Raw genomic sequence first — 20,385 nt, forward strand, 5'->3', positions numbered from 1 at the left:
TGTATGGGCGTACAGTATATAGACCTCCGAGCAGCTTCAAGAGTTGTGTTGTGTGGGTGTACCACGTCGGTTCGTTTTCAGACGAATGACTCTGATAACATCCGCGAAATCGGGCGGGTACGGGAGTTCATATGCAAACGAGCGACGCAGTGCAGAGGTCTAAACTGAAGAAAGTTCTGGGGTGGACAGGTGGCACCCTCGCGGCCTGGATCGCCACGAAAATCTTCGACAGTTACTACGATGTTTCACTTCTCAGCGCCGCATCTACAGCGGTGGGCACTGGGCTAGCGAACACATGGAGCTTGTTGGGTCAGTCTTTCCCGATTCAGCTTTGGATGCTTGTTGGCCTCACTGTTTGTGTCTTGCTTCTGCTCGGGGTTGGCCTTTGGGGCATCAAAGATGCGTACAGAGCTCTAGAGGATGCTGAAAAAGAACTGAACGCCGCTTATGCGAAGATTGCAGAGTTGAAAGCTCCTGCGTTGCTCCCTCTGACCACTGTGCAGGATACGGTGATAGGAACTATCGCTATCTATGGAAGTGCAGGTAAGACGTGCCCAACGACGGCGATTCCGACTCACACCGATTTAACGTTCTTGGAGACGGATGGCGCGTTAGACGTGCTTGAATCAAGAAAAATGATTTCGTTCGAATACTCTGCATCCGGAAAATACGTGGCCTTAAGCGCCGTCGGCCGTGCGTATGTACTGCATCCGGATTTCGATATCGCAGCCGCTACAGCCGAGTCGCACCCACCTGAACTGTAATCTCCTTGGATTCCTGCTTTGGACACGACGCGATCACCTGCTGAAGATCGTAGGCTACTCTATCAGTGAAATGCTGTACTCACCGTAGGTCAGTGTTTGGTGCAATTCGATTTCAGCAGTCGCAACCCATTCTCTCCAGATTTGGTCTATGTCGTCAGAACATTGCCTCATGAAGTCGACGGTTAAAAATGCTTCCCACTCGCCTCGAAGATCGAAATCGTCATAGTTAGTCCCTGGTTGAAAATCCACCGTTTCATCTACCTCGATGGTACCCGGCTTGCCGTGTGCGATTGTGTCACGAAAGCTCTTCAACTCTTTGATGGACGAGTACGGGCGCACTGAAAAGTCAGGCTCCAGCCCGAGAGCCTTCAACACAATCTCGACCTTCTTGTCGAACCACCGCCTTTCCTTAAAATCCTCCACCTTCTGTTCGCCAATGAAGTTAAGGCGTGATTCAAAGGTGAAGGCCAACATGACGAGACAGGCGGTGATGTCGAGAGCCATCCCGTGCCGGCTCCCAACCGCCTCCATTTCCTCGATACGAGTCTTGAGGTGGTGAGCCGTGTTGGAAATATCGTTGTGTATGTGAATGTTCTTCTTAGCGATCTTTTGCACGCGAAGCTTTTTCATTTCACTTCCTTCATGCAGTAACTGTATTTACCCCAGCTTACGCCCCGTACTGAAAGCTCGCCATACCGTCCCAACACCATACGACCTCTCCATCGCTTGTCGAGGAATCGGGAAGCTGAGAATTTTAAGATCACGCTTAGGATACGAATCACAACATTACTGTAGATTTTCACTCGGGTTCGAGATATACACCAAGGATGACGTTACTAACCAACAGGAGGTTGCGATGGCTAAGATCACCAGCTTAGAGACTATATCCAGCGAGTTCGGCATTGATCCCATGGAGCTTGAAAAGTTAGACATTATCGACACCCAACTTACTGTCGATACAAATTTATTCATTGATCCTTTACTTCTACCAGATAGTAAACACGAAGAAATAAACACGGGAGCCGCAACGGCTTATGAACAAAGATTCGAATTCATAATAAAATTGCTCGCCGCATCCACACAAAAAGGCGATATCACGTGGCGAAAAGCAGAAAAATTATTCAACTTCTCGGAAGTTAGCTGGACTTGCCTAGGCTATAGCTCATCAGTAAGAGGGTCTGGATTCGGGCCAGAACTCACCTCAAGTACACTGGAAACGGCGGCCCAGATAGTAAAGCTAGGAATCACCGACATTGATTTCTTCATGGGTTTATCACTATTTGAGGAGGGTATCGGCCCCGATAGAATAAGCGACATGACCACAAACATAATACTTCCCCATCTAATTGAATTTACGATCAGACAAAATAAAACATTAAAACTCCCAACAAAAGGATTCAAAATCAAGGATGAAACATTCCACCTTCCCGAAAACCCTTACTCGAAAGATCCGTTGATATTTGTCCCAAGAGACATTGTGAGAGATCTGCCGATAGCCAGTGACTGGAGTGACATCTCTCGGATCGCACGAGAAACCGAAGAATATCGTGAAAAAGTGAGCGGAGGCGTAGGGAAAGTCTGGGCCACCATGTCCAAGAAAAGAAAACAAACACTCCGAGACAACGCACTAAAAAGTAAAGAAGCATTTGAGCAAATATTGGAACTATTAAAGGAGGTTCCAAAGACCCCCTATAATTTTGACGCAGATCGTAATGGAGAGGCATTCTGGACACGACTAAAAGATATTGCTGACAAGCACCCTCTGACTATATCCGACCGATCAAAAAGAATAACCAATTTAGAAGAAGCAAAAAAACTAGTCGACACTATAATTTTACAGTTTCAAGACCTTATAGAAAATAAAGGAATCTGGAAAGAACTTTGGTCTGACGACAAAAAACCCCGCCGAGAAAAGGCAGCACAAAGACTATTTTTTGTTATTGCATATTCATACTGCAAAGCCAACAACCTAGACGTCACACCGGAAGCAGACACAGGAAATGGCCCTGTTGACTTTAAATTTTCGTTTGGTTTCAACACTAGAATTGTAGTAGAAATAAAACTATCTACAAATGATTTGGTTCACGGCTACACAAAACAGCTTGAAATATACAAAAAAGCTGAAGACACTCAGGAGGGAGTTTATTTAATTATTGACGTCGGAAGCATTGGAAAAAAATATAACGATGTACAACGCATGAGACGCGAAGCGATTGAGAGCGGCCAGAAGACCTCAGCAATATATCTAGTCGATGGAAATAAAAGAGACTCAGCAAGCAAACGCAAATAAAAACGATTAAAGATAAGTTTGAGCCAGAAAACCAACAGAAACAACTTAACACTAACTGGCTCAACCTTTTAAATATCGAGCAACAGAACAGACCACTATCTTTTCTTTGAATAATGCCTTGAGTAAGTTATAGCCATGTAGCTAGACTTCAAGTAGCTCCAAAACTTCAGCAGGCTCGAAGCCATGCGTGTCTCTGTGCCATTTAAAGTACTTCTTCGTTCTCTGGCTCCAAGCAGGTACGACATTACCCAAGATACCATCAATGTAGCTCGATATAGCCGCGGACGGTTCGAGAGAAGGGTGCCTAACAACCACTCCATTATTTACCGATATATATCCGAACTCAAAAAGCGGGTCACATCCCATACGGCACATAGGGGCTGCAATGTTTTCGATATCCAGCTTTTCCTTTATGTCGCAGGAAGCCCGTTTTTTGATGTGCGCAGCAACCAGCATGTTACGGGGATATTCGTTCAAGCAGATGCAGCATGTACCAGTGGCCAAGCCTTTAAAGAGGTGTTTCACGAGGAACCGGTGCTCGTTCCTAGTCGATCTCGTAGCAGAACCATCCGTTTCGATCTCGAGACCAATTTCAATGCGAGCCTCTTCGAGACTTATAGGCTCATCAACAAGCTCGTAAAGTAGGTTCTCGTAGCGATTAATAATCGCTGCACTGTCTGACTCGGAGAAGCGATTGAAAGACATACGAGGCTGGCTTTCGGTACAGAGAAGTATGTCAGAATATGGAATGGACACATGACGTACATCCGAAACGAAGTAAATGTTCTCCCAAGTAGTGCCCCCACTTTCGTCTTTAAGACCCCACAAATGAAGAGCAAGGTCTCGATTACGGGTGCGATGAGTAAACCTCGACGCAACTGTAATCATTCCTTTGACATTGAAGATGACTACGTCGCCTGGAGCCATTCTCAACCAAGCAGCTTCGGTATTGCTGGGCGATAGCCCCCAGATATACAGCCTGCCCGAGGGATTCTCTGCTCGCAGTATCGCACCAAGTGCAGGCTCAAGAAGGTGCACGATATCGTCAAGAAAGATGGGGTTGAGTATGGTGTTCTGAAGGTTCTGCCTCGCAACTGGATCGGAGCAAGGTTGGTACACAACTGCGGCGGTCATTTCTCTCTCCTTGAGTACTTAACAGCATTGCCCTTGGACTTATCAACGGGATACTTCTTCGCATTTAGCTTGATTTTGGCTTGAGCCGCCGCTGCAATGTCAATCTGTAGCCTATCTCCCAATCTGAGCAGGTAAAGCAGAACATCGGCCATCTCTTCTTCAACGGCCTTTACTGCCTCATCGCTAAGGACAGCACGCTCACTCTGTTCAGCAGTGAGCCACTGAAAGAGCTCTGTAAGCTCCCCCACCTCACCGGACAATGCCATCACTAGATTCTTGGGAGTATGGAACTGATCCCAGTCCCTCTCAATAGCAAACGCAGCCAGATCGGACTGCAGTTGTTTCAGTACGTCCATTCCGATCCCTTGCACCATGATCAAGATAGTGTGGACGCTAACGACTCCGACAAAGCCTGTCTAGCCACCAACACATCACACGCTCACCAAGACCACTCGACAACACAACCCCCACCCTCCCCTCCTGCGAAACGTAGAAGAATCACTGCTCAGAGCAGGTCTTGTAGGCGTTCACATTGCTCCGTGTGAACGAAGCCTATATTTTGTGAACGTTCTGCATGAAATCCAAGACAACAAAAAAGGGCCCACCTTTCGGTGAGCCCTTCTAGACCGCCCAGCAGAGCGGATTTTGTCTGGTAGGCGCGATTGGACTCGAACCAACGACCCCCACCATGTCAAGGTGGTGCTCTAACCAACTGAGCTACGTGCCTGCTGTGAGGCGGCATTCTACGGAATTCCGGAGGGGTGTCAACACCTTTTTTTCACCTAACCCTATGAATATGCAAAATATTTAATTTCGGGGCTCCGACGAAGATTTTCCGGTGGCTGGCGGAGGTTTTTCAACTCGGGTAGGATCGACGCACTCGTAAAATATATTAAACAGAGGCTGCAGGATGGCGAACACCCTTTACCCAGAGTCCTATTACGCTGCGTCGGCCAACGCCGTACCGCCCCGCCCTGCCTTGCAGGATGATGTGGAGACGGACGTCTGTGTGATCGGCGCCGGGTATACCGGATTGTCTTCTGCCCTGTTTCTGCTGGAGAACGGTTTTCGCGTCACCGTACTGGAAGCGGCCAAGGTCGGGTTCGGCGCCTCCGGGCGTAATGGCGGACAGATCGTCAACAGCTATAGCCGTGACATTGACGTCATCGAACGCAGCGTCGGCCCCAAACAGGCGCAACTGCTCGGGCAGATGGCGTTCGAAGGCGGCAGGATCATTCGCGAGCGCGTGGCCAAGTACAACATCCAGTGCGACCTGAAGGACGGCGGCGTATTCGCAGCCCTTACCGCCAAGCAGATGGGCCATCTGGAATCGCAGAAACGCCTCTGGGAGCGTTTCGGCCATACGCAACTCGAGTTGCTCGATCAACGCCGCATCCGCGAAGTGGTTGCCTGCGATCAGTACATTGGCGGCATGCTCGACATGAGTGGCGGCCATATTCATCCGCTGAACCTTGCGCTCGGCGAAGCAGCGGCGGTCGAGTCACTCGGCGGCACGATCTATGAACAGTCACCCGCCGTACGCATCGAGCGCGGCGCCAACCCGGTGGTGCACACGCCGCAGGGCAAAGTCAGGGCCAAGTTCATTATCGTCGCCGGCAACGCTTACCTCGGCAATCTGGTGCCGGAACTTGCGGCCAAATCGATGCCGTGCGGCACGCAAGTAATCACCACCGAGCCGCTGGGTGACGAGCTGGCGAAAGCGCTGCTGCCGCAGGACTACTGCGTTGAAGACTGCAATTACCTGCTCGACTACTACCGCCTCACGGGCGACAAGCGCCTGATCTTCGGCGGTGGCGTGGTGTATGGCGCGCGCGATCCCGCCAACATCGAATCGATCATCCGCCCGAAAATGCTCAAGGCCTTTCCGCAACTCAAGGATGTGAAGATCGACTACGCCTGGACCGGAAATTTCCTGCTGACTCTGTCGCGCTTGCCACAGGTTGGGCGCCTGGGCGACAACATCTATTATTCGCAAGGCTGCAGCGGCCATGGCGTGACCTACACGCATTTGGCGGGCAAGGTCCTCGCCGAAGCATTACGCGGTCAGGCCGAGCGCTTCGATGCATTTGCTGACTTGCCGCACTACCCGTTCCCCGGCGGACAACTGTTGCGCACGCCGTTTGCCGCACTGGGCGCATGGTATTACGGGCTACGCGATAAATTCGGGATGTAAAAAAGGGCCGCTGATCGCGGCCCTATTTATTGAACACAGCACTCAGAGCTGATCCCGAGCAATCCCGCTGCGGATCCGCAAGATATCTGCCAACACTGCCAAGGCAATTTCCGCCGGCGTCTTGCTGCCGAGGTTCAGACCAATCGGCGCATGAATCCGCGCCAGCTCAGCCTCGCCCAAGCCGCCAATCCGACGTAACCGCTCGAAGCGCTTCTGCGAGGTCTGCAGCGAACCCATCACGCCAATGTAGAACGCTTCGGTGCGCACCGCCTCCATCATCGCCAGATCGTCGATGCGCGGGTCATGCGTCAGCGCCACCACCGCCGTATCACGATGACAGCCACCATCAGCAATAAACACCGACGGCAATTGCCGACGAATTTCCACGCCATCCAGCACCACGCCTTCGAGCACTTCATCGCGCGGATCACAGAGAATCACCTCAAACCCGAGGCCAACGGCAAACTCGGCACACGCCTGCGCCACACTGGAATACCCAGCGAGCAACAAACGCTGGGCCGCGCCGACACGAATGCGCACCCGATCAATCTCGCGCTCGATCCGCGCACCCTGCTCGCGATCAGCGAACAAAGTGCGCGCACCACTGGCCAGATCAACCTCGCGAATCAAGCGACGCTGACCAAGCAACGCCGACTCCAATTCGCGCAGATGCGCCTGCACCTCGCAGCCAGCGTCAAATTTCTCTACCAGCACATCGAGAATGCCGCCACAGGGCAGGCTGACCCGCGAGCGCGGATCGTCGCCTTCGCCGTAACGCACGACATTGACTGTATCGAGAAACGCACCTTCGGCGACGCGCTCAAGGAAATCTTCCTCGACGCAACCACCCGAAAGCGAGCCGATCCACTGTCCGCCATCGTTCACCGCCAGCAGCGAACCCGGCGCGCGCGGTGCCGAGCCGTAAGTGGTCAGCACGGTGCAGAGCCAGATGCGCCGCCCTGCCACCGACCACTCCAGCGCTCGCCGCACTACTTGTAGATCGAGATGCTGCATGTCAGTGCGCCTTGTGCTCGATGGACGGTGCGTCGGCCTGCAGTTTCTGCACATCGCTCACCGCCAGTTCAGCCGACTGACCGCCCCAACCTTGACGCAAGTAGTTGAGCAGGTCGGTCAGCTGTTCAGGCTTTAGCTTGCCGGCGAAACCCGGCATCGGCTGCATGTGCTCGAAGCCGGAGAACTTCTGCTCGCCGATCCCATCCTCGATCACCCGCAACAGGTTGCGTGGGTCTTCCAGGCGCAGTGTGGTGTTGCCGCGCATGGCCACCGCAATGTGCGGCTTGCCTTCGCCACCGACCGCATGACAACCGGCGCAGACGTTCAGGTATTCCTGCTGGCCGCGCTGAGCGCTGGCGCTGAGTTTCTCTACCGGCACTTCAACCAGCGCTTTGGCTGCCGGCGGTTTGTCGCCGAGCAGGAACGTCGCCATCGCCGCCAGATCGGTATCGTTCAGGCCCTGCGTGCTGTTGTGGAACACCGGGAACATCTCGTTGAACATCGTCCCTTGCGCACTCATACCGTGCTTGAGGAACGTGCTGAGATCCTGCTCGTTCCAGCCGCGCGCGGCCAGATCAGTGGCCAGCAGGCTCGGCGCCAGGTAGCCATTGAGGATGCCGCCGGTCAGGCGTTTATCCAATTGCATCGCGCCCGGCAGGCCACGTGGCGTGTGGCATTCGCCGCAGTGACCGAGCACTTCGACCATGTACTGGCCGCGCTTCCAGGCTTCACTTTTGCCTTCGGCCGACTCCAGCTTCAGCGCTTTGCCGTACATCATGTTCCAGCCGATCAGGCCCGGACGCACGTTGAACGGAAAGCTCAGGCTGGTGACCGGTGCTGCGCGCTCGATCGGCTCGATGGTTTTCAGGTACGCATGGATCGCATCCGAGTCTTCACGCGGCATCAGGTGATAGGAGGTATACGGCATCGCCGGATAGAGGTTGGCGCCGTCACGACGCTTGCCTTCAGTCAGCGCGGCGAAGAACTCGTCATCGCTGTACAAACCAATGCCGTGCTCTTTGCTCGGTGTGATGTTGGTGCCGTAGATCGTGCCGAACGGTGAAACGATCGGCAGACCACCGGCAAACGGTGCGCCGCCCGCTGCCGTGTGGCAGGCCATGCAGTCGGCCGCGCGGGCGAGGTATTCGCCGCGCTTGACCTGATCATCGGCGTGGGCAAACAACACCGGCGCAGCGAGGCCGACCGCCAGGGTCAGGCGGGTCAGAAAGAGCTTCATGCTTAACCCTCCTTGACCAGGCCGAGATCGGTCAGCACGTTGCGGGTGGCGTTGTAATAACGCACGTACCCGGTGCAACGGCAGACGTGATGGCCGAGGCTGTCCTCGATGACTTGTTCGAGCTTGCTCTGCACGGTCGGCTGGCGTTGCAGCTTTTCGACCAGCACGGTCGCGGCGTTGACGAAGCCCGGTGCGCAGTAGCTGCACTGGAAGGCGAACTCGTCGACGAAGCGCTGCTGGATCGGGTTCAGCTCGGTGACCTGGCCCGATTCGTCACGCTTGGCGTGGGATTCGATGGTGCGGACTGTCTTGCCTTCGAAGTAATGCGCGCCGGTGATGCAGGTGCGCACTTCCTCGCTGGTGCCGTCCGGGTTGTCGACGATCACCACGCAGGCGTGGCAGATACCCTGACCGCAGCCCAGACGCGAACCGGTGAGGTTTTTGTATTCGTGCAGGTAGTCGATCATCGGCAGGTCATCAGGGATGTCCACCGGGCCGACGGATTGACCATTGAGGGTCAGTTGAAACGGACGGTTAGCCATTGAGGGCCTCCTTGATGCGCACAGCAGTGATTGGCAGATCGCGAACACGTTTACCGATGGCGTGCGCCACGGCGTTACCAATGGCACCGACGATCGGGATCATCACCACTTCGGCGATGCCTTTGGACGGATCGCTTGGCGACAGCGGCGGCAGAATCTCCGCGGTCTGCTTCCACACCGCAACGTGACGCGCCATCGGCAGACGGTAACGGTTGAAGTTCCAGTCACCCTCCCCCGGCCCACCTTCGTACAGCGGCATCTCCTCCATCAAGGCGTGACCGATGCCCATGGCGATACCGCCTTCGAGCTGGCCCTTGACCAGTTCTTCGACCAGCACACGACCGCACTCGACCCACGAATGGTGGTTGAGCACCTCTACATCCAGCGAGCCCTTGTTGACCTTCAGCTCGACCAGCGTGGCGACCGGGCTGTAATAAGTCACGGCAGCGTTGTTCAACTGCACAACCGGGTAATTGATGTTCTGGCGATCCAGCAGGTGGAAACCAGACGTGGCCATCAACGCTTTCTTCGCTTTCGGCGCGCCGTCACCGTATTTCACGGCGAGACCATCGAGCGGCAGACGCTCGCGCACGCCGTCGATGCTGTATTCGGCCTCGGCCCAGCTCCAGCGGTTGAACGCGTGAACGGTGGCGCCAGTCACCAGACCACGCTCGTGAGCGCGCTTGGCCAGCTCTTCGAAGCTCAGCGGCTGCATGCCGTTAGCCGTGAGTTTGCCGTCGACCCAATGCGCATCTTCGCGACGCACAACGTAAGGGTTGGCTTGACCGCCGTAAGGACCCTGACGCCAGATTTCCATGGCCGCCGGCCACAAACCATTGTTGAACAGCACTCGCGCCGCTTCACGGGTGGCGTGACTGAAGTAGTACGCCGAGTTGGTCGCCGACGAGGCCGAAGCCAATTTGCCGACCCAACGCGGGTTGCGCAGCAGATTGTCCTGTTCGGCCTGGCTCATGATGTAAGGGTTGCCGCTGGTGATTAGCTGCATTTCCTTCCATTCGGTTTCGCCAGTCTTCACTTCGTGCGCCGGGCTGCCAAGGAAATCAGCTACGACCAAGGCTTGCGAGGTGGACATGCCGGTACCGATTTCAATGCCGATATGGCGCAGGGTGATGCGACCGTCAGCAGTGAATTCGATGCTGGCCATCGGCGCTTCCGAACCGGTGCCGAAGTCCTTCTGGCAGATGGCGAAACCGACGCCGTACCAGTTATCCGGGTCTGCGGCTTCGCGTTGTTTCTTGATCGCGTCGCGGTTTTTCCAGACTTCGTGCACCGAGGCTTTGTCGAGGATTTCGTGCAGACGCAAGGCACCGGCCGGGATCGCGCCCTGGGTGTTTTTCATACCGGAACGCAGAGCATTCTTGCGACGCAAGTCGATCGCATCGACACCGAGGCGATTAGCGATTTCGTCGACCATCATCTCGGTCGCCGCCATGCTTTGCAGGGTGCCGTAGCCGCGCATCGAACCGGCCTCAACGCCACGCGAATGGTAGGCAGTGACTTGCAGGTCGTTCTGAGGCATGTAGTAGATCGACTGCGCCGCCGTGGCGCCCACTGCCGCTACGGATGGGCTGTAGTTGATTCGGCCACCACCGTCGACGGTCATTTCGGCGCGGAAAATCTTGAAGCTGTAGTCGTTCTTGTCCACGGCCAATTGGTAGCGGATGTCGAACGGGTGACGCTTGATACCGCTCTGGAATTGCTCGTAGCGGTCGTTGGCCAGACGCACCGGCACACCGGCGCCGTACAGCGCAGCAAGGGCTGCGTAGTAGACGAAGATGTTGTGGTCTTTGGAACCGTAACCGACGGTGTAACCCGGGTGCATGTTCAGATTGTCGAGGCCGAAGCGCGACGGCGCGATCATCTTTGCGGTCTCGGTCGCCGCTTCCAGCGGGCACTGGGTGGCCACCACGAAGTGCAGGGTCTTGGTCTTCGGGTCGTACCAGCCGTTGCCGTTGTCCGGCTCCATTGCGGCCGGCTCGATCGACGGGGTCTTGTAGCGCTCGTCGAATACCAGCCAGTTGTCCGGCGGCGTATCGATCTCTTGCTTCATGCGGTCGGCGTAGAACAGGCCGCGCTCGGTCAGGTTGCCGTGCAGGTTCGGCTGGGAATTCCACACCGGACGACGGTTTTTCAGCATCGGGAACAGGATCGAGTCCTTGAGGCTGGCGAATTCGTCTTCGTCTGCCGAGGTCGCGCCACCCACACGTACGTAGCGGAAGCTGCCATACGGATCGCCTTCGTAGAACGGCACTTTTGCACCGTAACGAATCGCTTTGTCATTGAATTTGAGTTTGTTCTTGGCCTGACGGAAACGCTCGAAGTCGTTCCAGATCAGGATCGCCACAGGATGACCGATGAACATCGGCACCTTGCCTTCCGGCAGCAGTGGATCCGGGGCGTGCTCTTCCGGGAAGACGATGCCGTCCTTGTCCAGATCCGCGGCGGTGACGATGCGATCAGGCTGCAAATCGGCGCCGAGCCACGACAGGTCGTAACCGGCGTAGATGCGGTCAGCCTTGATGGTTTTCAGCAGCATGGCGTGGCCTTGCTGCTCGGGCCAGCCCGGCATGTCCTTGGAGCGGATGTCGCGGGCAAAGACTTTGCTGCCGCAGACTTTGGACAGTGCGTCGTTACGCTGACGCGCCTTGCCATTGTTGCCGAGCCATTTCTCGGACGGCACGGTGACGCTGTTTTCCATCAAGGCAGCCAGCGCCTGACTGCTGAGCGGCGTGAGCGTGACGCTCACACCCGCCACCAGCCCGCCCTGGAGGAACGAGCGCCGGGATATTTCACGGTTGGACATGGATCATCCTCTGGGCGGTTATGTGTCCGCCCTTCTGGTTATCTACTGGGGAATCTCGAGTCTTGCAGAAGCCCTTTCTGGCGAAACAAAGGGCGTGTTGACAGTGCAAAGCTGACCGAAGGGTTAACTTTAAAGGTTTCTGCGCTCGCAGCAAACAACCAGTTACGAAAATTTGACTAAAGAATCAAAAAATCAATGCGACGTGGCACCGCAGGATGTTTACAGGCATCCCTTGCAGGAGCTGTCGAGTGAAACGAGGCTGCGATCTTTTGATCCTGTTTTTTACGATCAAGATCAAAAGATCGCAGCGTGCCGCAGCTCCTACAGGGAGCCGGGTTGCGTGATGGGAGCGGAAGGCAAATTTCAGACACAAAAAACCCCGGTCTTTCGACCAGGGTCTTTGCTATCGATTCCGAATCAACCAAAGGTTGCTTTCGGTGCTTCAAGGCGTTCAGTGGTCCTTGAAGCAGATATGGCGCAGCGGACGGGACTCGAACCCGCGACCCCCGGCGTGACAGGCCGGTATTCTAACCGACTGAACTACCGCTGCGTATCGCTTTGAGCTTGCGCTCAAGTAACTCGTTTTGACTGCAGGCTTCGGTGCCTTGCAATCGCGAACCAGACAATGCCTGACTCGTAAAATATGGCGCAGCGGACGGGACTCGAACCCGCGACCCCCGGCGTGACAGGCCGGTATTCTAACCGACTGAACTACCGCTGCGCGTCGGTGCAGGCACTTTCAGCCTACGTTCTTGCTTACGCAAGTTTCTCGGGGAGTGGTGGGTGATGACGGGATCGAACCGCCGACATTCTGCTTGTAAGGCAGACGCTCTCCCAGCTGAGCTAATCACCCGTTTGCATCTCCGAGGCCGCGAAATTTACGCAGGTAGCAGACCTAAGTCAATAGCAGGATTGAAGTTTTTCTGAAAAAGACGAAATTGTTTCCATCCTGCAAAACCGCTTTCGCGAGCGAACCCGCTCCCACAGGGGGTCTGCATTCCAAATGCGGGAGCGAGCCTGCTCGCGAAGGCGTCAGTTGATTCAACGCAAATTCAGAGAAAAAGGCGATCTACTCGCTGTAGATCATCTTTTTCGTCATGCCGCCATCGACGACGAACTCCTGCCCGGTGACAAAACCAGCATTCCTCGACAGCAACCAGGCGACCATGGCCGCCACGTCCTCGACCGTCCCTACCCTGCCCGCCGGATGCTGAGCATGATCAGCATCCGCCAAAGGCTCCGCTCGACGTGCAGAAGGATCGCGCGCATCGATCCAGCCCGGACTGACGGCGTTGACGCGAATCTCCGGCCCCAGACTGATTGCCAGCGCATGCGTCAGCGCCAACAAACCGCCCTTGCTCGCCGCATACGCCTCGGAGTCCGCTTCCGACTGCCGCGCACGAGTAGAGGCCAGATTGACGATCGAACCGTTGTGCGCACGCAGATACGGCGCACAGTGCTTGGCCAGCAACATCGGCCCGCTGAGGTTTACCGCCAGCACGCGGTTCCAGTAAGCCAGGTCGAGGCTTTCGAGCGTGATGTTGTGCGGGTCAGCGACCGCCGCATTGCACACCAGTGCATCGAGGCGACCAAACTGTCCCAACACCTCAGCGACACCCAGCGCAACCTGAGCCTCATCAGCAACGTCCATCGCGATGAACCAGGCATTTTCGCCCAGCACCTTCGCCACTTTCGAACCGCGCGCACGATCCAGATCCGTCAGCACCACTTGCCAGCCTTCGCTGATCAACCACGCCGCAATCCCCAGACCGATGCCACGCGCGGCCCCCGTGACCAGCGCAACGCGGCCATGGGTACCCGCTGACGGAGTGGACAACTCGATCACAACGCCGCCAGACCGCGCGCCAGGTCGGCTTGCAGGTCGACTACGTCTTCCAGACCGACCGCGATGCGAATCAGGCTGTCACGAATGCCCGCAGCTTCACGCTCCTGCGGCGCCAGGCGGCCGTGAGACGTGGTGCTCGGGTGCGTGATGGTGGTTTTGCTGTCACCGAGGTTGGCCGTGATCGAAATCAAGCGGGTTGCATCGATAAAGCGCCACGCGCCCTCTTTGCCGCCCTTGACCTCAAAACTCACCACCGCACCGAAGCCCTTCTGCTGACGCCGGGCCAACTCGTGCTGCGGATGACTCTTGAGACCGGCGTAATGGACCTTCTCGATGCCGTCCTGCTGCTCCAGCCATTCGGCCAGCTCCTGGGCATTGGCACAGTGCGCCTTCATCCGCAGGTTCAGGGTTTCCAGACCTTTGAGGAAGATCCATGCGTTGAACGGGCTCAAGGTCGGCCCGGCAGTGCGCAGGAAGCCGACGACTTCTTTCATCTGCTCGCTGCGACCGGCAACCACGCCGCCCATGCAACGGCCCTGGCCGTCGATGAACTTGGTTGCCGAGTGCACAACGATGTCAGCCCCCATTTTCAGCGGCTGCTGCAAAGCGGGCGTGCAGAAACAGTTGTCGACCACCAGCATCGCGCCTTTTTCGTGGGCGATTTCAGCCAGTGCGGTGATGTCGACCAGCTCGGCCAACGGATTGGATGGCGACTCGACAAAGAGCAGTTTGGTGTTGGACTTGATCGCCGCATCCCAGGCCGACAGATCGGCCAACGGTACGTAATCGACTTCAACGCCGAAACGCTTGAAGTACTTCTCGAACAGACTAATGGTCGAACCGAACACACTGCGCGAAACCAGCACGTGATCGCCGGCGCTGCACAAGCTCATCACCACCGCCATGATGGCGGCCATGCCGGTGGCGGTCGCAACGGCTTGCTCGGCGCCTTCCAGCGCAGCAATGCGCTCTTCGAACGCACGCACGGTAGGGTTGGTGTAACGCGAGTAAACGTTACCCGGCACTTCGCCGGCAAACCTTGCGGCCGCATCGGCGGCGGTGCGGAACACGTAGCTGGAGGTGAAGAACATCGGATCACCGTGCTCGCCTTCCGGCGTACGGTGCTGACCGGCACGTACGGCCAGGGTATCGAACGCTACGCCTTCGAGATCGCTGTCCAGCCGACCGGCATCCCATTCCTGACTCATGCTGTCACTCCTTGCCCTGTTCGCGAAAATTGAAAGTCAGATACAAAACCGGCCCCTCAGGGCCGGTAGAAACTCAGTTGTTGTACAGATCGATGATCGCACTGACCGCCTGGGTCTTGATCTTCGAGGAGTCGTTACGCGCCTGTTCGATCTTGTTCAGGTACGCCTCGTCGACGTCGCCGGTAACGTACTTGCCGTCGAACACTGCGCAATCGAAGTTCTCGATCTTGATCTTGCCGCCACCGACCGCTTCGATCAAGTCAGGCAGGTCCTGATAGATCAGCCAGTCAGCACCGATCAGATCCGCCACGTCCTGAGTCGAGCGATTGTGCGCGATCAGTTCGTGCGCGCTCGGCATGTCGATGCCGTAGACGTTCGGGAAGCGAACCGCTGGAGCCGCCGAGCAGAAGTAGACGTTTTTCGCGCCGGCTTCGCGGGCCATCTGGATGATCTGCTTGCAAGTGGTGCCGCGCACGATCGAGTCGTCGACCAGCATCACGTTTTTGCCGCGGAACTCCAGCTCAATGGCGTTGAGCTTCTGGCGTACCGACTTCTTGCGCGCAGCCTGGCCCGGCATGATGAAGGTACGGCCGATGTAACGGTTCTTGACGAAACCTTCGCGGAATTTCACGCCCAGGTGGTTGGCCAGTTCCAGTGCCGCGGTACGGCTGGTGTCCGGAATAGGGATAACCACGTCAATGTCGTGCTCTGGACGCTCGCGCAGAATCTTCTCAGCGAGCTTCTCACCCATGCGCAGACGGGCCTTGTAGACCGAAACGCCGTCGATGATCGAATCCGGACGCGCCAGGTAGACGTGTTCGAAAATGCACGGAGTCAGGGACGGGTTGGTCGCGCACTGACGGGTGTGCAGCTTGCCGTCTTCAGTGATGTAGACCGCTTCGCCCGGCGCCAGGTCGCGAATCAGGGTAAAACCAAGCACGTCCAGCGAAACGCTTTCCGAGGCGATCATGTACTCGACGCCTTCGTCGGTGTGACGCTGGCCGAACACTATCGGACGGATGCCGTGCGGGTCGCGGAAACCGACGATGCCGTAACCGGTCACCATGGCCACTACCGCATAACCGCCGACGCAACGGTTGTGCACGTCGGTCACGGCGGCAAACACGTCTTCTTCGGTCGGTTGCAGCTTGCCGCGCTGGGCCAGCTCATGGGCGAACACGTTGAGCAGCACTTCCGAGTCGGAACTGGTGTTGACGTGACGCAGGTCGGATTCGTAGATCTCTTTGGCCAACTGTTCAACGTTGGTCAGGTTACCGTTGTGCGCCAGGGTGATGCCGTAAGGCGAGTTGACGTAAAACGGTTGGGCTTCGGCCGAAGTCGAGCTGCCCGCGGTCGGGTAACGGACGTGACCGATGCCCATGTGGCCGACCAGACGCTGCATGTGACGCTGTTGAAACACGTCACGCACCAAGCCATTGTCCTTGCGCAGGAACAACCGGCCATCATGGCTGGTCACGATACCGGCAGCGTCCTGGCCGCGGTGCTGGAGCACGGTTAGCGCGTCATACAGCGCCTGATTGACGTTCGACTTACCGACGATACCGACGATGCCACACATGCGACGCAACCCCTACTTAATGGATCTGAACTGAACAACACTCACTGAGGCGTTTTCGCCGACGGCAAGAGTTGCTCCTTGAACGGAATATCAGCGGGTACGCTGATTCCGCTGGCAAGCCACTGACTGCTCCACCCGAGAATCAGGTTTTTGGACCAATCAGCGACCAATAGAAATTTTGGTACGAGCTGTGATTCTTTCCACCACCCGTCCTGCTGTACCGGCCCCAGGCTCAACAGCCCGACCGCCACGACCACCAGCAACACGCCACGCGCTGCGCCGAAGGCCATGCCGAGGAATCGATCGGTCCCGGACAACCCGGTGACACGTACCAACTCGCCGATAAGATAATTGATCATTGCGCCCACGATCAGTGTGGCGACAAACATGATGGCACAGCCCGCGATCACGCGAGCCGATGGGGTTTCGATGTATCCGGCGAGGTACTCGGACAATGAGCCACCGAACATCCAGGCGACGACTCCTGCGATGATCCAGGTCACCAGCGATAATGCTTCCTTGACGAAGCCGCGGCTCAAACTGATCAAAGCGGAGATGGCGATGATTGCAACGATCGCCCAGTCAACCCAGGTAAATGGCACAGTGCAGCCTACAGACGGATAAGGCGGCGCATTTTAGCAGAGCGCATGCCTCTCGGTAAGCTGCGATTGTCAGTGCATTTCAATCGAGGTGATAGTTTTCAACCGCGCTCAGGCTGGAAGCGTACAACAAAACCCTTGAGGTTCTGCTGACGACCCAACAGATCACGCAGACGATCAGCCTCGGCACGCTCGATCAGCGGGCCGACAAACACCCGATTCTTGCCATCGGCCGAGCGGATGTAGGCGTTATAGCCCTGACTGCGCAGGGTTTTCTGCAGGCTTTCGGCGCTGGCGCGGCTCGACAGACTGGCCAGTTGCACCGACCAGCTCACCGACAGGCCGTTGGCATCGACGCGGCTTTGCGTGGTGTCCGGCTTGCTCGAGGATGCAGTGATCGGCTGAGCAGGTGCCGGAATCGGCTTGGCCACCGCGGGCGGCGCAACAGGCTTGGTGATCATGATAGGCGCTGTTGGCGCCGGTGCGACGGGCGCAGCAGGCGCTGTGTCTTCGGCGACTTCTTCATCCGTTGGCACTGGCTCCTGCGGCAAGGCTTGCGGCTCAGGCACCGCCACCGTTTCCATTTGCACTTGCGGCATGGCCGGCGCTTGCGGAGCTGCCGGCGCCTCAACGGTTACCTGACGCTGCTCGTCCTGGCGGGAAAACAGCATCGGCAGGAAGATCACCGCCAGCGCAACCAGCACCAAAGCGCCAACCATGCGCTGCTTGTACGCTTTATCCAGCAAAGCCATTTGCCGCTTCCTCCGTGGAGCGCCGGGCTAACCATTCAAGGGCCTCGGCGACACAATAAAATGATCCGAACAACAGAATCTCGTCGTCGCTGGTGGCTACCGCGCACTGCCCTTCCAGCGCGGCGGCGACACTGTCATAAGACGTGACGGACGCGCCAAGGTTCTGCAGGGCCGCATGCAACTCACTCACCGGCCGAGCACGCGGTGAATCCAGCGGCGCTACCGCCCAATGCTCGACACTAGCATTCAACTCGCCGACAACACCATCCAGATCCTTGTCCGCCAGCAGACCAAACACCGCCAGGCGCTTGCCGACCGGTGGTCGCGAGGCCAGCCGACGGGCCAGATACTCGGCCGCATGCGGATTGTGCCCAACATCCAGCAACAGATTCAGACGCTTGCCGTTCCACTCGAACGAGCGACGATCCAGTCGACCGACCACGCGCGTCGCCTGCAATGCCGCCAAAATCTGTTGCGAATCCCACGGCAAACCGAGCAGCAGATACGCCTGCAACGCCAGTGCGGCGTTTTCCATCGGCAGATCGAGCAGCGGCAAGTCACGCAGTTCAACCACTTGCCCCTGCGCATCGGTGCCGCGCCATTGCCAGTGCTGATCAGTAATACCGAGGTCGAAGTCACGCCCACGCAGGAAAAACGGACAGGCCAGTTCACGCGCCTTGTCCAGCAATGGTTGCGGAGGATTCAGATCGCCGCACAAGGCAGGTTTGCCCTGACGGAAAATTCCGGCCTTCTCGAAAGCCACGGACTCGCGGGTGTCGCCCAGATAGTCGGCATGATCGACGCCAATGCTGGTGACCAGCGCGATATCGGCGTCGACCACATTGACCGTATCCAGACGCCCGCCCAGACCGACTTCCAGCACCACCGCATCAAGCCCGGCCTGTTGAAACAGCCAGAACGCCGCGAGGGTGCCCATTTCGAAGTAAGTCAGCGAAGTATCGCCGCGCCCGGCCTCGACCGCCGCGAAGGCTTCACACAGCTGCGCGTCAGTAGCCTCGACGCCATTGATCTGCACCCGCTCGTTATAACGCAGCAGGTGCGGGGAATTGTAGACACCAACGCTCAGGCCCTGCGCCCGCAGCAATGAAGCCACGAAAGCGCAGGTCGAACCCTTGCCGTTGGTGCCAGTGACCGTGATCACCCGAGGCGCCGGCTGGCCCAGCCCCATGCGGGACGCTACCTGTTGCGAACGCTCCAGACCCATGTCGATGGCCGACGGATGCAACTGTTCAAGGTAGGCGAGCCATTCGCCAAGGGTGCGCTCGGTCATAGGCCAGCAGGTACCGGAGGAACCACGATTGGCTCGATTGGCGCGGCGACGAATTTCGGCGTCGGCTTGCCAGTCATCTGTGCCAGCAGGTTACCCAGGCGCGGGCGCAGTTCCTGACGGTGGATAATCATGTCGATCGCACCGTGCTCCAGCAGGAATTCGCTGCGCTGGAAGCCTTCCGGCAGTTTTTCACGCACGGTTTGTTCGATAACGCGCGGACCGGCGAAGCCGATCAGGGCTTTCGGCTCACCGACGATCACGTCGCCAAGCATCGCCAGACTCGCCGAAACACCACCGTAGACCGGGTCGGTCAGTACGGAGATGAATGGAATGCCTTCTTCACGCAGACGCGCCAGCACAGCCGAAGTCTTGGCCATCTGCATCAGCGAGATCAGCGCTTCCTGCATGCGCGCACCACCGGAGGCGGCGAAGCAGATCATCGGGCAGCGATTTTCCAGCGCGTAGTTGGCGGCGCGCACGAAGCGCTCACCGACGATGGCACCCATGGAACCGCCCATAAAGGCGAATTCAAAGGCCGAAACCACCACTGGCATGCCCAGCAAGGTACCGCTGACGGAGATCAGCGCGTCTTTTTCGCCAGTCTGCTTTTGGGCAGCGGTCAGGCGATCCTTGTACTTCTTGCCGTCACGGAATTTCAGACGGTCAACCGGCTCCAGATCGGCGCCCAGTTCATTGCGACCTTCGGCATCGAGGAAAATGTCGATGCGCGCACGTGCGCCGATGCGCATGTGGTGGTTGCATTTAGGGCAAACGTCCAGGGTCTTTTCCAGCTCTGGACGATACAACACCGCCTCGCAAGACGGGCATTTGTGCCACAGACCTTCAGGGACCGAGCTCTTCTTGACCTCGGAACGCATGATCGAAGGGATCAGTTTGTCTACTAACCAGTTGCTCATGCTTTCTTTCTCCAGTACCGGCGGCCCGAACGCTCTGGTTCGCAGCCCCGCGTATGCCCTTCAGCTAAATTCATGTGTGTGGCGATGGTTGCCGGACTGCCACGATCAGCGCGAAACATGACCTGCGTGCGATCCAGAAACCCTCAGCCGCGCCTGCTTTGTGCAAGTGCATTGATGGACGGCGGCAGACTGCC

At 57.1% G+C, this 20,385-nt stretch carries 17 protein-coding genes and 4 tRNA genes; 3 read left to right on the forward strand and 18 right to left on the reverse strand.

Annotated elements, in window-relative coordinates:
- The first annotated feature begins 131 nt into the window (after positions 1–131).
- Positions 132–764 carry a hypothetical protein gene (locus CKW38_RS02610; protein ID WP_095111740.1) on the forward strand — a complete coding sequence of 211 codons (633 nt, stop codon included), beginning with the start codon at positions 132–134 and terminating at the stop codon, positions 762–764.
- A gap of 54 nt (positions 765–818) precedes the next feature.
- Here CKW38_RS02610 and CKW38_RS02615 read toward each other — a convergent pair whose 3' ends face one another.
- On the reverse strand, positions 819–1,394 hold the full coding sequence (locus CKW38_RS02615) for a hypothetical protein (protein ID WP_095111741.1): 576 nt from the start codon (positions 1,392–1,394) through the stop codon (positions 819–821).
- Between the two features lie 226 nt (positions 1,395–1,620).
- Here CKW38_RS02615 and CKW38_RS02620 point away from each other — a divergent pair, with 226 nt between their 5' ends.
- Entirely contained in the window at positions 1,621–3,054 is a 1,434-nt protein-coding gene (locus CKW38_RS02620; RefSeq protein ID WP_095111742.1) for a hypothetical protein, read from the forward strand.
- 141 nt (positions 3,055–3,195) lie between these two features.
- Here CKW38_RS02620 and CKW38_RS02625 read toward each other — a convergent pair whose 3' ends face one another.
- The 3 genes from CKW38_RS02625 to CKW38_RS02635 all read right to left on the reverse strand — a co-directional run bounded on the left by CKW38_RS02625 (position 3,196) and on the right by CKW38_RS02635 (position 4,915).
- Positions 3,196–4,188 carry a hypothetical protein gene (locus CKW38_RS02625; protein WP_095111743.1) on the reverse strand — a complete coding sequence of 331 codons (993 nt, stop codon included), beginning with the start codon at positions 4,186–4,188 and terminating at the stop codon, positions 3,196–3,198.
- On the reverse strand, positions 4,185–4,544 hold the full coding sequence (locus CKW38_RS02630; RefSeq protein ID WP_095111839.1) for a nucleotide pyrophosphohydrolase: 360 nt from the start codon (positions 4,542–4,544) through the stop codon (positions 4,185–4,187). Before CKW38_RS02630 ends, CKW38_RS02625 begins: the two co-directional genes overlap by 4 nt.
- A gap of 294 nt (positions 4,545–4,838) precedes the next feature.
- Positions 4,839–4,915: transfer RNA gene (locus CKW38_RS02635), tRNA-Val, on the reverse strand.
- 183 nt (positions 4,916–5,098) lie between these two features.
- Here CKW38_RS02635 and CKW38_RS02640 point away from each other — a divergent pair.
- Entirely contained in the window at positions 5,099–6,382 is a 1,284-nt protein-coding gene (locus CKW38_RS02640; protein WP_095111744.1) for an FAD-binding oxidoreductase, read from the forward strand.
- 42 nt (positions 6,383–6,424) lie between these two features.
- Here CKW38_RS02640 and CKW38_RS02645 read toward each other — a convergent pair whose 3' ends face one another.
- From CKW38_RS02645 to accD, 14 genes are all read right to left on the reverse strand, one after another.
- On the reverse strand, positions 6,425–7,396 hold the full coding sequence (locus tag CKW38_RS02645) for an XdhC family protein (protein ID WP_095111745.1): 972 nt from the start codon (positions 7,394–7,396) through the stop codon (positions 6,425–6,427).
- 1 nt (position 7,397) lies between these two features.
- Positions 7,398–8,633, reverse strand: a complete 1,236-nt coding sequence (locus CKW38_RS02650) for a cytochrome c (protein WP_095111746.1) — start codon at positions 8,631–8,633, stop codon at positions 7,398–7,400.
- A 2-nt stretch (positions 8,634–8,635) separates the two neighbouring features.
- Entirely contained in the window at positions 8,636–9,175 is a 540-nt protein-coding gene (locus CKW38_RS02655) for a (2Fe-2S)-binding protein (RefSeq protein ID WP_007913466.1), read from the reverse strand.
- Complete coding sequence (locus CKW38_RS02660; RefSeq protein WP_095111747.1) at positions 9,168–11,999, reverse strand: xanthine dehydrogenase family protein molybdopterin-binding subunit; 2,832 nt, start codon at positions 11,997–11,999, stop codon at positions 9,168–9,170. Before CKW38_RS02660 ends, CKW38_RS02655 begins: the two co-directional genes overlap by 8 nt.
- Positions 12,000–12,472: 473 nt before the next feature.
- A tRNA-Asp gene (locus CKW38_RS02665) sits at positions 12,473–12,549 on the reverse strand.
- A 94-nt stretch (positions 12,550–12,643) separates the two neighbouring features.
- A tRNA-Asp gene (locus tag CKW38_RS02670) sits at positions 12,644–12,720 on the reverse strand.
- 56 nt (positions 12,721–12,776) lie between these two features.
- A tRNA-Val gene (locus CKW38_RS02675) sits at positions 12,777–12,852 on the reverse strand.
- 216 nt (positions 12,853–13,068) lie between these two features.
- Entirely contained in the window at positions 13,069–13,845 is a 777-nt protein-coding gene (locus CKW38_RS02680) for an SDR family oxidoreductase (RefSeq protein ID WP_007913464.1), read from the reverse strand.
- Positions 13,842–15,053 carry an O-succinylhomoserine sulfhydrylase gene (locus CKW38_RS02685; RefSeq protein ID WP_095111748.1) on the reverse strand — a complete coding sequence of 404 codons (1,212 nt, stop codon included), beginning with the start codon at positions 15,051–15,053 and terminating at the stop codon, positions 13,842–13,844. Before CKW38_RS02685 ends, CKW38_RS02680 begins: the two co-directional genes overlap by 4 nt.
- A gap of 73 nt (positions 15,054–15,126) precedes the next feature.
- On the reverse strand, positions 15,127–16,632 hold the full coding sequence (gene purF, locus CKW38_RS02690) for an amidophosphoribosyltransferase (RefSeq protein ID WP_007913462.1): 1,506 nt from the start codon (positions 16,630–16,632) through the stop codon (positions 15,127–15,129).
- A gap of 41 nt (positions 16,633–16,673) precedes the next feature.
- Positions 16,674–17,234 carry a CvpA family protein gene (locus tag CKW38_RS02695; protein WP_007913461.1) on the reverse strand — a complete coding sequence of 187 codons (561 nt, stop codon included), beginning with the start codon at positions 17,232–17,234 and terminating at the stop codon, positions 16,674–16,676.
- Positions 17,235–17,332: 98 nt separating this feature from the next.
- On the reverse strand, positions 17,333–17,983 hold the full coding sequence (locus tag CKW38_RS02700) for an SPOR domain-containing protein (RefSeq protein ID WP_007913460.1): 651 nt from the start codon (positions 17,981–17,983) through the stop codon (positions 17,333–17,335).
- Entirely contained in the window at positions 17,967–19,274 is a 1,308-nt protein-coding gene (folC, locus tag CKW38_RS02705; RefSeq protein WP_095111749.1) for a bifunctional tetrahydrofolate synthase/dihydrofolate synthase, read from the reverse strand. Before folC ends, CKW38_RS02700 begins: the two co-directional genes overlap by 17 nt.
- Entirely contained in the window at positions 19,271–20,191 is a 921-nt protein-coding gene (gene accD / locus CKW38_RS02710; RefSeq protein WP_007913458.1) for an acetyl-CoA carboxylase, carboxyltransferase subunit beta, read from the reverse strand. Before accD ends, folC begins: the two co-directional genes overlap by 4 nt.
- Positions 20,192–20,385 lie beyond the last annotated feature (194 nt).

The organism is Pseudomonas sp. Irchel 3H7, from assembly GCF_900187605.1.
GTDB lineage: Bacteria > Pseudomonadota > Gammaproteobacteria > Pseudomonadales > Pseudomonadaceae > Aquipseudomonas.

Bases quoted from the DNA above. Each gene is read 5' to 3' on its own strand.
- CKW38_RS02655 (WP_007913466.1), bottom strand. From the start codon at position 9,175: ATGGCTAACCGTCCGTTTCAACTGACCCTCAATGGTCAATCCGTCGGC.
- accD (WP_007913458.1), bottom strand. From the start codon at position 20,191: ATGAGCAACTGGTTAGTAGACAAACTGATCCCTTCGATCATGCGTTCC.
- CKW38_RS02685 (WP_095111748.1), bottom strand. From the start codon at position 15,053: ATGAGTCAGGAATGGGATGCCGGTCGGCTGGACAGCGATCTCGAAGGC.
- CKW38_RS02620 (WP_095111742.1), top strand. From the start codon at position 1,621: ATGGCTAAGATCACCAGCTTAGAGACTATATCCAGCGAGTTCGGCATT.
- CKW38_RS02660 (WP_095111747.1), bottom strand. From the start codon at position 11,999: ATGTCCAACCGTGAAATATCCCGGCGCTCGTTCCTCCAGGGCGGGCTG.
- folC (WP_095111749.1), bottom strand. From the start codon at position 19,274: ATGACCGAGCGCACCCTTGGCGAATGGCTCGCCTACCTTGAACAGTTG.
- CKW38_RS02645 (WP_095111745.1), bottom strand. From the start codon at position 7,396: ATGCAGCATCTCGATCTACAAGTAGTGCGGCGAGCGCTGGAGTGGTCG.
- CKW38_RS02610 (WP_095111740.1), top strand. From the start codon at position 132: ATGCAAACGAGCGACGCAGTGCAGAGGTCTAAACTGAAGAAAGTTCTG.
- CKW38_RS02625 (WP_095111743.1), bottom strand. From the start codon at position 4,188: ATGACCGCCGCAGTTGTGTACCAACCTTGCTCCGATCCAGTTGCGAGG.
- CKW38_RS02615 (WP_095111741.1), bottom strand. From the start codon at position 1,394: ATGAAAAAGCTTCGCGTGCAAAAGATCGCTAAGAAGAACATTCACATA.
- CKW38_RS02640 (WP_095111744.1), top strand. From the start codon at position 5,099: ATGGCGAACACCCTTTACCCAGAGTCCTATTACGCTGCGTCGGCCAAC.
- CKW38_RS02700 (WP_007913460.1), bottom strand. From the start codon at position 17,983: ATGGCTTTGCTGGATAAAGCGTACAAGCAGCGCATGGTTGGCGCTTTG.
- CKW38_RS02650 (WP_095111746.1), bottom strand. From the start codon at position 8,633: ATGAAGCTCTTTCTGACCCGCCTGACCCTGGCGGTCGGCCTCGCTGCG.
- CKW38_RS02630 (WP_095111839.1), bottom strand. From the start codon at position 4,544: ATGGACGTACTGAAACAACTGCAGTCCGATCTGGCTGCGTTTGCTATT.
- purF (WP_007913462.1), bottom strand. From the start codon at position 16,632: ATGTGTGGCATCGTCGGTATCGTCGGTAAGTCGAACGTCAATCAGGCG.